Raw genomic sequence first — 11,616 nt, forward strand, 5'->3', positions numbered from 1 at the left:
CAGGAGGCGCATCTCGCACAGCACCTGGAAGCCGTTGCAGATGCCCACCGTGGCCACGCCGCGCTCGGCGGCCGCCTTGACCTCGGACATGATGGGCGAGAGCGAGGCCATGGCCCCGCAGCGCAGGTAGTCGCCGTAGGAGAAGCCGCCGGGCAGCACGATCAAGTCGATGCCGTCGGGCAGGGCGGTGTCGCCGTGCCAGACCATGTCCACCGAGGCCCCGGTGGACCGTTCGATGGCGACTTTGCAGTCGCGGTCGCAGTTGGAACCCGGGAAAACGATGACGGCGGCTTTCATGGCGCGCGCCCTAGCATTGTTTGTTCCTTCGGGCGAGGTGGCAGTCTGCCGTCCGCGCGGAGTTCGGCTTTGGCGACGGCGATAAGGTCGGTGGCGTAGAAGCCGGCCGGCCAGCCCCGCATCCCGGGATCGGCGATGTTGGCTTCGACGCCCGTACGCAGGCCAAACTCCAGAAGCGCCCGGGCGGTGGCCACGTCGTCGCCAACTGACGCCGCCTTGCCGGCCACGGAGATCGCCTGGTGCGCCGCGGCGTGGCGCTGCGAAGGCGTGGCCAGGACCTCGTAGCGGCGACGAAGACAGGTGAGGGCGTCGGCGTAGCGGCGCGCCGCTTCCGAGCGGCTGACGCAGGCAACGAGCGTCGTCACCCGGTCCGACTCGTTTGAGGTCTCCGCGAGGTAGGTGTCGAGGTTCCCGACGCCGCGACCAGCAGCGATGTCGATCTCGAGCCGCTCGTTTGGAGGCAGGACGGCCAAGGCGCGGGCCTCGGCGACGCGGCCCTCCGCGTGCAGGAGGCGCGCCGTCACCTCGTCGTAGCCGCCGGGACGGGCGCGAGCGTGGTCGGCCGCGGCCCACGGCTGCACGCGCTCCAGCAGGGACGGGAAGCGGTCCGACCTGCCGATCGCCCGCCAGCCGGCGGCGATCTGCTCAAGGTTCTCCGAGCCGTGGCGCGCGGTCAGTCCACGCTCCAGGGATTCCAGATGCGCCGCCGCCACCGCGGGGTCCGATGCGCGCAGGGTGGGCGCAAAGCGATAGAGGTTCTCGTGGAGGCCAGGCGTCGTAAGGACCGCATGGGCCAGCGGCCAGGCGACCCGCGGGTCCCCGGATCGCGCCGCTTGGCGCAGGATCTGGTCCTGCATCATGCCGATTTCCCCGTCGGCACGGGACTGGACCTCGTCTTCGGGGATGCGTGGGATCTCCAGCTTCGGAGCAGGCGCGCGGCGAGCGTGGCGGAGCTGCTCTTCGAAGAGCTCGGCCATGGCCGTGTCGCCACGTCCGCGGGCTTCCCGGACCTGCTGCTCCAGGAACGGTACGATCTGAGCGGCGGCCTGCTGCCGCAGTCGGCCGATCCGTTCGCCTTCGCGACGCAGCTCGGCTCTCGCCGCCACGACCACATCTTCCCGCCGAAGCGCCAGCGCGGCGGCGACGGCCTCTGGCAAGCGGTCAAGCTCCGTCAGCACCTCGATGCGCTGGATCGGGGAAAGCCTCACCTGAAGGCGGTCGAATCCCGAGGCATCGTCGAGGCGAGCCCAGGCGCGCGCGAGGGCCGGAGCGCTGGCCTTGAGCGACGACGGCGCGCCGGGCGCGGCCAGCTCCCGCTCCCAGGCCTGGGCGGCTGCGCGCAGGAAGGCCGTGCTGGCCTTTGGGGCGTCGCTGGGCTCGGCCCGGAAGATCTCCACCCAGGCGACGGTGCGTGGCGAGGGCTCTTCCCCCTGTCCCGCGAAGAAGAGCGGGACGGGCGGTGGCGTGGCGTCCAGCTCCTGGATCGGCCGGAGCGCCTCGGCCGGTGGGCGGCCCGAACGATCCAGAGCCAATGCCTCGGCCACCGCTGTCTCCGCCTCATCCGAGGCGCCGAAGAATGTCCGCCCGGCCGCGTCGCCGCCTCGCGCCGCGGCGACACCCGCGGGGGTGACTCCGATCTCCGCGAGGACCCGCGGCGCCTCGCGCAGGTCGGGGTCCCGCCAGATGTCGCTGCCCCCGTCGCGGTCGGCAGTGACCTTCAGGAGACAGATGGGGCGTTCGGTCGCCTCGATGCAGTCGGCCGCGCTCTCGAGCAGACCTTGGGCGCCGGCGGGCAAGGGCGCGGCGGCGAGCGCAAGGATGGTGAGCCCGGCGGCTAGGCGCATTCGTCCAGGATCGGGATGGCGGGTCGGCCGTCCGGCGCCGGGAACGGGGTCTTGAACGCGAACGCCTCGGGCGTGGGGCCCAGGCGCTCGAAGAGCTCCAGCTTCGCCATGCCTTCCTCGATGGTCGGCGTGTGCCCCACGGGGACCCACCAGAGGCACATGTAGATGTCCATGTGCTCGAACCATTCGCGCCGGCGGCGCATGATGTCACGATGGGCGCTGCGGTAGACGAAACCGGCCAGCGCGTCCATGTCGCTCCACACCGACATGTTGATGGCGAACAGCGGGTCGTCCGGCTTGGGCTGGAGATCGGTGGCGTTGTTGCCCTCGCCGACCAGGCGCCAGACGAACCCGGGCATGCCGTCGGCGAGCGCGTTGATGCGGTCGAGGTTATTCTTGAAGTCGGCGATCATCGGATGATCGACCGGAGCCTTGAGGCGGCCGACGTTGATCTCCGCGAGATGATACCCGGTCATTTGCGCGTCCACTGCTTGAGGCTGTCCAGATAGGCGTGCAACTCGTCGTAGGCCTTCTGGCCGCCGTAGCGGCACCCGGTCGTGACCACGGTTCCCCCGCCCGCCTTCTGCATCATGATGGCCGGATGCGCAGGCGCCGCCGGTTGGGTGATGAGATAGGACGTGCGGCCGTCGGCGCTAGAGTAGAAGCGGTAGGGCTCGGCTGCGACGACCGGCGCGGGGTCGAGCTTGGGCTGGGCGATGATGGCCGCGGCCTGCGCCTCGAACGGCTGGGCGCAATCGAGGCCGAGGTAAGTCACGGCCTCGTCGTCGGGCTTTTCCGAACAGGCTGCGAGCGCAAGGGCGGCGAGGAGAGCCGCCCGCAACCTCACGCCAGCTCCACCCGGTAGCTTTCGATCACGGTGTTCGCGAGCAGCTTCTCGCACATCGCCTTGACCTCGGCTTCGGCGGCGGCGGTGTCCGAGGCTTTCAGGTCGAACTCGATGGTCTTGCCGACCCGGACGTGCTCGACGCCGCCCCAGCCCAGGCCGTGCAGCGCCTGCTCGACCGCCTTGCCCTGCACGTCCAGGACGCCGGGCTTGAGGAACACGTGGACTTTGGCGCGCACTAGTGGAGGCCCCCCTGAATCACGGTGGGCATCTCCTTCATGATCCCGAGCCGGCGCGCAACCTCGGTGTAGCTCTCGATGACGTTGCCGAGGTCGCGGCGGAAGCGGTCCTTGTCCAGCTTCTCGTTGGTGATCGCATCCCACAGGCGGCAGCTGTCGGGGCTGATCTCGTCGGCCAGGATCACGCGGGCGAAGTCGTTCTCCCAGACGCGGCCGAACTCGATCTTGAAGTCGACGAGGGTGATCCCGACCCCGCCGAACAGGCCGGTCAGGAAGTCGTTCACCCGCAGGGTGAGCGCCATCATGTCGTCGATCTCCTGGGTCGAGGCCCAGTTGAAGGCGGTGATGTGCTCTTCCGAGACCATCGGATCGTGGAGCTTGTCGTCCTTCAGGTAGAACTCGATGATCGAGCGGGGCAGGATCTGGCCCTCGGGCAGGCCGTAGCGGGTGGACAGCGACCCGGCGGCGATGTTGCGGCAAACCACCTCGAGGGGAATGATCTCCACCTCCTTGATGAGCTGCTCGCGCAGGTTCAGGCGCTTGATGAAGTGGTTCTGAACCCCGATCGAGTTCAGCTTCGTCATGATGTACTCGGAGATCCGGTTGTTGATGACGCCCTTGCCCTCGAGCACCGCCTTCTTGGTGGCGTCGAACGCGGTGGTGTCGTCCTTGAAGTACTGGATCAGCGTGCCCGGCTCAGGGCCTTCATAGAGGATCTTGGCCTTCCCCTCGTAGATCTTCTTACGGCGGGTCATTTGCGGGCCTTCTCCACTGGCGAGGACTTTCCGGTTCGGCGTAACGAAAAACGCGCGCGATGACGTCCGTCGCGCGCGGGTCCGACTCGGCCTCTCGCCCCATTCAGGCAAGCCGAAAATAGCGTGTGCGACGCTGCGGCGCAAACGAGAGGCGTGGTTGCCGCTTTCCATTGCGGCCCCGTTCGGCGCACGATATGGGATCGCCCGCTCTACGAAGTTGACCCCTGGGACCCGATGACGACCTTCAACGAACGCGAACAAGGCTTCGAGAAGAAGTTCGCCCTCGATCAGGAGCAGGAATTCAAGGCCCACGCGCGCCGCAACCGCGCCCTGGGCCAGTGGGCGGCGGGCCTGATGGGCCTGGAGGGCGCGCACGTCGACGAATACGCCAAGGCCGTCGTGAAATCCGACTTCGAACTGCCGGGCGACGACGACGTGTTCCGCAAGGTGTTCGAGGACCTGAAGGGTTCGGGCGTGACCGTCTCCGAGGGCGAGGTCCGCATGAAGATGGCCGAACTGCTGGCCCAGGCCCGCGAGAGCGTGAAGGCCGGGAACTGACGCTTTCCCTCCCTCAATGGGGAGGGACAGCTCGCGTAGCGAGCAGGGTGGGGAGGCCTGGACCATCCCCGTCCTCAGAGATCACGCACCACACTTCCCCACCCTGGCCGCTTCGCGGCCTGTCCCTCCCCATTAAGGGAGAGAGGCCAAATACGGCCGGCTCACCTTCTTGGGCACGATTTGCGACCACGCCTCTAGCACGAGGTCGGCGAGCTCCGCGTCGTCGAGGCGGGCGATCTCGACCCAGCTCCAGTAGACCGTGGCCACCGGGAACTTCCGGAAGGTCTCGGGCCGGATCTCGAACAGCAGTTCCTGGTGGCCCCGGTCCAGTTTGAGGATCACTCGGCCGTCCAGGACCAGCGCGAACGTCTTCTTGCCCACGTTGAACCAGGGGTTCCCCTTGTAGGTCACCTCGTGGGCGCCCGGCAGGGCTAGGCTCAGGCGGCGGAGATCGTCGACGGTCGGGATGGCCTGCCTTCCTTCGCGGCTACTCCGCCGCGGCCTTGGCGTGAGCCTGCTCGCCGAACACGCGGGCGAAGATCACGTCGACGTTCTTGAAATGATAGCCCAGGTCGAAGAGCTCGCCGAGCTCGGCGTCCGAGAGGGTGACCTCGGGGTCGGCCTTCAGGAAGTCGAGAAAGTTCCCCTCGCCGCGCCACACCTTCATGGCGTTGCGCTGGACGGCCGCATAGCTCGCCTCGCGCGACAGGCCCTTCTGGGTCAGCGCCAGCAGGATGCGTTGCGAGTGCACCAGGCCACCCAGGCGGTCGAGGTTCCTGGCCATGTTCTCGGGGTAGACCACCAGCCGCTCGACCACGCCGGCCAGGCGGCGGAGCGCGAAGTCGAGGTGGACGGTGGCGTCGGGGCAGATGCCGCGCTCGACCGACGAGTGGCTGATGTCGCGCTCGTGCCAGAGGGCGACGTTCTCCATGGCCGGGACCACGGCCGAGCGCACCAACCGCGCGAGGCCGGTCAGGTTCTCGGTGAGGATCGGGTTGCGCTTGTGCGGCATCGCCGACGAGCCCTTCTGGCCCGGGTCGAACGGCTCCTCGGCCTCGAGGACCTCGGTGCGCTGCAGGTGGCGGATCTCGACGGCCAGGCGCTCGATCGAGCTGGCGACCACGGCCAGGGCCGCGAAATAGGCGGCGTGGCGGTCGCGCGGGATGACCTGGGTGGAGACCGGCTCGACGGCCAGGCCCATCTGCTCGGCGACATAGGCCTCCACCGCGGGGGCCACGTTGGCGAAGGTGCCGACCGCGCCGGAGACGGCGCAGGTGGCGATCTCGAACTTGGCCATCGCCAGGCGCTCCTTGGCGCGCTGGAACTCGGCGTAGTGGCCCGCGAGCTTGAGGCCGAAGGTGGTGGGCTCGGCGTGGATGCCGTGGCTGCGGCCGACCGTGGGGGTCAGGCGGTGCTCGTAGGCGCGGCGCTTCAGGGCGGCCAGGACGAGATCCACATCCTCCAGCAGCAGGTCGGTGGCGCGGACGAGCTGGACGGCGAGGGTGGTGTCGTTGACGTCGGACGACGTCATGCCCTGGTGGAGGAAGCGGGCCTCGGGCCCGACGATCTCGGTGACGTGGGTGAGGAAGGCGATCACGTCATGCTTCACCTCGCGCTCGATCTCGTCGATGCGCTCGGCGTCCCAGACGGCGTCGCGGCCCTTCTCCCAGATGACCCGGGCGGCCTCCTTCGGGATCACGCCCAGCTCCGCCATGGCGTCGGCGGCGTGGGCCTCGATCTCGAACATGATCTTGAAACGGGTCTGGGGCGACCAGACGTCGGCGGCTTCCTTGCGGGCGTAACGGGGGATCATGCGGCCGGCATATCCGGCCGCATGATCCCTTAGTCAATGCCTACTGGCCGATGGCTACTGCTTGTAGCTGAGGCGCAGGTAGAAGAACCGGCCCGGCGCGTCGTAGGCGTTCGGGTCGTAGTTGTTCAGGCCGCAGGTGATGCAGCCCGGCGGGTCCTTGTCGAACAGGTTGTTCACGCCGACCGCGAACGAGATGTCCTGGTCCATGAAGTCGGGCCGCCAGCGCAGCTGGGCATCGACGTAGAGGCGCGACTCCAGCTTGTTGGCCGCGCCGGCCTCCTGGACGCTGTGGATGTAGCGGCCGGTGACCGTGGCGCCGAACATGTCCTTGTCCCAGTCCAGCATCCCCGTGGATTTCCACTTCGGATAGGCCTGGTCGGGGCTGCCGCGCTCGGTGCCTTCGCGCTCGATCTTCACGAGGCCGGAGCCGCCGGGCACGAACTCGCTGAACTCGAGCAGGCGGGTGGTGTACCAGCGGAAGCCGAACGTGCCGGCGTCCCACTCGGGCGAGGTCCACACGAAGTTCACATCCACCGCCCGGGTCTTGATCCGGCCGATGTTGATCAGCGGGTTGGCGATGCCGGCGATCTGGCCCGAGGCCGTGCGGGTGATGGTGCCGCAGGCCAGCGAGTCGTTGGTCTGGGCGCAGCGATCGACCAGGCTCTGGCCGTTCTGCGCCTGGATCGCGTCGTCCAGTTCGAGGTTCGTATAGGCGACTTCCAGCGAGACGTTGCGCGACCAGTTGGTGTCACGCAACGCCGCCGGTTCCCACACCCCGCTGAAGTTCCAGCTCTCGCTGGTCTCCGGCTGAAGGTCGCGGTTGCCGCTGGTGATCACCGAGATCTGCTGGTTGAGCTGCACGTAGCTGCCGTTGGCCGGGACGCCGCGGGCGATGCAGTTGGCCCGGATGTTGGCCGGCGTGGCCGCCGTGAGGCCCGAGCAGGGGTCGTTGATCTCCTGGTCGAAGCGCGAGGCCGTGCCGAACAGCTCGCCGATCGACGGGGCCCGGAAGCCCTCGCCCCACGACCCGCGGAACAGCAGATCCTCCATCGGCCGCCAGGCGAGCCCGGCCTTGAAGGTCTCGTCCGAGCCCGACGTCGAATAGTCGAAGAAGCGGGCGGCGAGCGAGGCCTCCAGGCGGTGGAAGAACGGCATGTCGGCCAGCAGCGGGATCTTCAGTTCGCCGTAGGCTTCCTTGACCGTGATCTTGCCGCTGGCGGGCTGGGCCGGGATGTCGGACGACAGGCCGGCGGCCACGATCGCGTCAGGCTGGAAGAAGCCTTCCGTCCGCCGCCGCTCGACGCCCACCGCGAAGGCCAGGGGGCCGGCCGGCAGGTCGAACAGGTCGCCGGTGAGGTTGGCCGAGAAGTCGGTCAGTTCCTGCTGGCTGGAGTCCTGCTGGGTGAAGGCGATGAACTGCAGCATCGCGGGCGTGATCGTGCCTGCGCCGCCGAAGATGTTCAGCGGGGTGCAGGCGCCGGTGCACTGCGAGATGGGGCCGAGGGCCTGCTGCACGCGTTGCGCGTTGACGTTGCCGGTGAAGGTTTGGTTGGCGGTGTTGCGCGAGTAGATGGCGTTGACGTCCCACGCCCAGTTCTTGTCGCCCACCGAGAAGTCCCCGGCCAGCGTGGCGGTCACGTTCCAGGTGTCGACCTCCTGCTCGTAGTGGCGGGGGCCGTTCTCGACGAGGCGGCGGCCGATGAAGGCGTAGGTGCCGGGCTGCAGCGTGAAGCCGAAGGGGTTGAAGGGGTTCGTGGCGTCGACGCTGACGGTGTCGAGCAGGTTGCCGTTGCCGGCGTCGGGGCCGACGAACAGCGGCAGCGGCGCGGCCTGGTTCGCCGACTTGCGCTGGACGTAGCTCGCGCGGGCGCGGAACGTGATGTTGTCGGTGATGTCCTGGCGGACCGAACCGAAGATGCTGTAGCGCTCCAGCGGCGTCGAGATGTAGTTGAACGGCTGGAAGTTGAAGCGGTCGGCGGTGGTGAAGCCCTTGAAGCTGGACGCCGCGCCGGTGGGATCGCCGGGGATGTAGGTGGGCCGCACGCCGGGCGCCAGCGCCTGCTTCAGCGTCAGGTTCAGGTCCTGGCCGGTGTTGGGGTCGCTGACGATGAAGCGGCCCAGCGGGGTCCCGGACGAGCAGCTGGCGTCACAGGCGGTAGCGTAGGGTTGCGGGAAGCGGCTGATCGCGCGATCGCCGGAGAAGACCGGGTCCTGCTTGAAGTAGCCGCCGCCGACGACGATCGACAGGTTGCCGGCGGTGGCGCCCCAGGTGACGTTGTAGTCCTGCGTGAAGCCGTCGTCGTGGTCGGTCTGGCCGATCTGGGCGGTGGCCTGGAAGCCCTCCTGCCGGTCCTTGGTGATGATGTTGACCACGCCGGCGATGGCGTCCGAGCCGTAGATCGGAGACGCGCCCTCCTGCAGCACCTCCATCCGGCTGATCATGGCCGTCGGGATGGTGTTGAGGTCCACCGAGCCCGGCACGCCCGAGGCCGCGGCCCCCGGCACCCAGCGCAGGCCGTCCACCAGCACCAGCACCCGGCGCGAGCTCAGGTAGCGCAGGTCGATCTCGGCCGAGCCCGCGCCCACGCCGCCGCCGTCGGGCGGGTTGCCGAAGTTGCCCGAGTTGTTGAACTTCGCATTCAAGCCGCCCCCGGCCGACGGGATGCGCTGCAGGACATCGACGGTCGACGTCAGGCCCTGCTTGGCGACGAGCGCCTCGTCGATGGCCACGACCGGCTGATCACGTTCCAGCGGGCTTGTGCGGATGCGCGAGCCCGTGACGACGACTTCCTCGACGCTGGCGCTGGCGGTCTGCGCCGCCGATTCGGCGACGCCTGCGCCCAATGCCAGCAGGACCGCCCACGAGGCGGCCTGCGCGAGATTGGATTTCATTTCAGTTCTCCCCTGCGGCCGGCGTGCAGGCGGCCGCTCGTGGGGGGAGGATCACCGATTTGCGACAGTCGGTGTCAAGCCTGCAACACCCGCCTCAGGAGTAGAATTAGCGCTGCGGTTGCAAGCGGAGCACAGCCCGGCGGCGGCGGACGAGGGCGCCGGTCATGCCGAAGCCCATGATCATCAGCGCCCAGGCGCCCGGCTCGGGGACGGCGACGATGGGTTGCGGGGGCAGGGAGGGGCGCACCAGCGGGCCGGTGTTGACGACGTCGCCGAAGGGCAGGTCGGGGGCGGCCAGGCCGATGTTTTCAGAGAACGCGTTATCCGAACCGCCAGCGCCCCAGCCCCACGCGGCGCCGTGGCCGCCCTTCTCGGGCTTGTAGAGCTCCAGCCGCACCTTCAGGTCGCCCAGGGCCGAGTCCCAGTTCACCGTCTCGCCGCCGATGGTGACGAACTCGCCGCCGGACATGCTGCCCACGGTCCAGCGGCCCCAGGTGACCTCGGTCCCGTCGGCGAGCTCGAAGATCACCTTGACGTTGTTGCCCGCCATCGAGCCCATCACGCTGCGGAACAGCGACAGGGACGAGATGTTCACCGTCCCCTTGTGGTCGGCCGCGGAGATGACCTGGGTGAAGGTCTTCTTGTCGCCGCCGAAGCAGCCGTCCTGGGCGCAGAGGCTCGAGGGCCCCACCGACACGTTGGTCGCGGCGCCGGCGCCCGACGCGGCGGCCAGCGTCAGCACGGCGGCCGCGGCTCCAGCAAGAATCGAACGCATCCCTGTCCCCCGACATCGCGAAATCAAGGGGACGCTATGCAACAGGCGGTAGCCCGGCAAACGTTCGCACCGCAGGCGCGACTGGCATTAGGGATTGTTAGCCAAACCCCGGGCGGTAGGCCTTGCGCCGCCGCAGCATGGCGCCTGCCGCCCCGAAGCCCAGGATCATCAGCGCCCAGGCGCCCGGCTCGGGCACGGCGACGATGGGCTGCGGCGGCAGGGACGGCCGCACCAGCGGGCCGGTGTTGACGATGTCGCCGAAGGGCAGGTTCGGCGCGACCAGGCCGCCGCCGCCGCCGACGTCACCGCCGCCGAACGCGTTCTCGACGCCGCCCGCGCCCCAGCCCCAGCCGCTGCCCGCATGGCCCTTCTCGGGCTTGAACAGCTCGAGCCGCACCTTCAGGTCGCCCAGCGCCGAGTCCCAGTTGATCGTCTCGCCGCCGATGGTGACGAACTCATCGCCCGCCATCGCACCCACGGTCCAGCGGCCCCAGGTGATCTCGGTCCCGTCGGCCAGCTCGAAGATGATCTTCACGTTCTGGCCCGCCATCGAGCCCATCACGCTGCGGAACAGCGACAGGGACGAAATGTTGACCGTCCCCTTGTGGTCGGCCGCGGAGATGACCTGGGTGAAGGTCTTCTTGTCGCCGCCGAAGCACCCGTCTTCGCCGCAGAGCTTGCTGGGCCCCACGGACACCTGGGCGGCTGCGTTGGCGGGGGACGAAATGGCCGCCGCGGTCAGGGCGGCGGCGAGAAGCGCGAACGCTCCGGTACGATGCATACGAGAAGCCCCACAAACTAGACTGTTAGCCCCCTACGTCGCCACTAACCCGCCACATTGTGGAAAGGTTGCATCGTTCCGCACCGCGCCGCATCTTTTCTCGTGTGACGAGAAATCAAGCGGCGCCGGACCGGATTCCAGGGGTTTCCACCCCTCGTCAGGCCACCACCTCGCCCCGGGCGCGCGCCATGTCCTTCGGCAGCGTGATCGCCGCCAGGAAGTAGTGCACGCCGGCCCAGGCGTAGATCAGCAGGTTCGAGACGATGCCGGCCCGCGTGCCCTCGGCCATGGCGCTCTTGCAGGCGGCCGCGACGTCGGCCGCCGCGCCCTCCGGCGCCATGCCGCCCGGGCAGGCCGACAGGAAGTCGCCCGCCAGCCCCTTGGCCGCGAAGGCGGCGCGGGCGAACTGGTCGATGGCCCAGCCGCAGAAGGGCGGGCCGAAGCCCAGCGCGATCAGGTTCAGCACGAAGAACAGCACCGCCACGGCGGTGGCGCGCATGCGCACGTCCATGACGTTCTGCACCACCCCGAAGCTGGGGCCCAGGTAGGTGTAGTGCAGGATGCCGGGGATCAGCAGGATCGCCCAGGCCAGCTGGTAGCTCTCGCGCGTGAAGGCGAAGATGTAGATGGGCGTGGCCGCGATCAGGCCGATGGCCGGCACCAGCGCATACCAGCGCGCGCTGCGCTTCGAGGCAAAGTCGGTGAGGAAGCCGCCCAGCAGCGTGCCGGCCCCGTTCGACAGGCCCGCGATCAGGCCGATGGCCAGGCCCACCACGCCCAGGCCCAGGCCGAACTCGCGGATGAAGTAGGCGGGCACG

12 protein-coding genes and 1 pseudogene are annotated in these 11,616 nt (G+C 68.8%); 1 reads left to right on the plus strand and 12 read right to left on the minus strand.

Annotation, left to right across the window (positions count from 1 at the left end; all coding sequences use genetic code 11):
* The 6 genes from VGD44_RS07925 to purC form a co-directional block, all read right to left on the minus strand.
* Nucleotides 1–297, minus strand: a 297-nt coding sequence (locus VGD44_RS07925) for a phosphoribosylformylglycinamidine synthase subunit PurQ (protein ID WP_331085642.1), incomplete at its 3' end; no start/stop codon positions are given.
* Nucleotides 294–2,141: a hypothetical protein gene (locus VGD44_RS07930; RefSeq protein ID WP_331085644.1), complete on the minus strand. Its 1,848-nt coding sequence runs from the start codon at nucleotides 2,139–2,141 to the stop codon at nucleotides 294–296. The genes VGD44_RS07930 and VGD44_RS07925, both read right to left, overlap by 4 nt.
* Complete coding sequence (locus VGD44_RS07935) at nucleotides 2,132–2,617, minus strand: DUF3291 domain-containing protein (RefSeq protein WP_331085646.1); 486 nt, start codon at nucleotides 2,615–2,617, stop codon at nucleotides 2,132–2,134. Before VGD44_RS07935 ends, VGD44_RS07930 begins: the two co-directional genes overlap by 10 nt.
* Entirely contained in the window at nucleotides 2,614–2,988 is a 375-nt protein-coding gene (locus tag VGD44_RS07940) for a hypothetical protein (protein ID WP_331085648.1), read from the minus strand. The genes VGD44_RS07935 and VGD44_RS07940 overlap by 4 nt, the downstream gene beginning before the upstream one ends.
* Complete coding sequence (gene purS, locus VGD44_RS07945; protein ID WP_331085650.1) at nucleotides 2,985–3,224, minus strand: phosphoribosylformylglycinamidine synthase subunit PurS; 240 nt, start codon at nucleotides 3,222–3,224, stop codon at nucleotides 2,985–2,987. Before purS ends, VGD44_RS07940 begins: the two co-directional genes overlap by 4 nt.
* Entirely contained in the window at nucleotides 3,224–3,979 is a 756-nt protein-coding gene (gene purC / locus VGD44_RS07950) for a phosphoribosylaminoimidazolesuccinocarboxamide synthase (RefSeq protein WP_331085652.1), read from the minus strand. The genes purS and purC overlap by 1 nt, the downstream gene beginning before the upstream one ends.
* Nucleotides 3,980–4,213: 234 nt before the next feature.
* On the opposite strand from purC, the gene VGD44_RS07955 reads away from it, so the two are divergent.
* A complete protein-coding gene (locus VGD44_RS07955) occupies nucleotides 4,214–4,537 on the plus strand; it encodes a DUF1476 domain-containing protein (RefSeq protein ID WP_331085654.1) in 324 nt (107 codons plus the stop codon).
* Nucleotides 4,538–4,669: 132 nt separating this feature from the next.
* On the opposite strand, the gene VGD44_RS07960 is transcribed toward VGD44_RS07955, so the two are convergent.
* From VGD44_RS07960 to VGD44_RS07985, 6 genes and pseudogenes are all read right to left on the minus strand, one after another.
* Complete coding sequence (locus tag VGD44_RS07960; RefSeq protein ID WP_331085664.1) at nucleotides 4,670–5,005, minus strand: MmcQ/YjbR family DNA-binding protein; 336 nt, start codon at nucleotides 5,003–5,005, stop codon at nucleotides 4,670–4,672.
* A gap of 19 nt (nucleotides 5,006–5,024) precedes the next feature.
* Nucleotides 5,025–6,350, minus strand: coding sequence for an adenylosuccinate lyase (gene purB / locus VGD44_RS07965; protein WP_331085656.1), 1,326 nt, complete (start codon nucleotides 6,348–6,350; stop codon nucleotides 5,025–5,027).
* 54 nt (nucleotides 6,351–6,404) lie between these two features.
* Nucleotides 6,405–9,242, minus strand: a complete 2,838-nt coding sequence (locus tag VGD44_RS07970; protein ID WP_331085658.1) for a TonB-dependent receptor domain-containing protein — start codon at nucleotides 9,240–9,242, stop codon at nucleotides 6,405–6,407.
* A gap of 106 nt (nucleotides 9,243–9,348) precedes the next feature.
* Nucleotides 9,349–10,017: a PEPxxWA-CTERM sorting domain-containing protein gene (locus tag VGD44_RS07975; protein WP_331085660.1), complete on the minus strand. Its 669-nt coding sequence runs from the start codon at nucleotides 10,015–10,017 to the stop codon at nucleotides 9,349–9,351.
* Between the two features lie 97 nt (nucleotides 10,018–10,114).
* Complete coding sequence (locus tag VGD44_RS07980; protein ID WP_331085662.1) at nucleotides 10,115–10,798, minus strand: PEPxxWA-CTERM sorting domain-containing protein; 684 nt, start codon at nucleotides 10,796–10,798, stop codon at nucleotides 10,115–10,117.
* Between the two features lie 157 nt (nucleotides 10,799–10,955).
* Nucleotides 10,956–11,616, minus strand: a pseudogene (locus tag VGD44_RS07985) (MFS transporter); the annotation flags it as partial.

The sequence above is a fragment of the Phenylobacterium sp. genome (assembly GCF_036402295.1).
Taxonomy (GTDB): Bacteria; Pseudomonadota; Alphaproteobacteria; order Caulobacterales; family Caulobacteraceae; genus Phenylobacterium.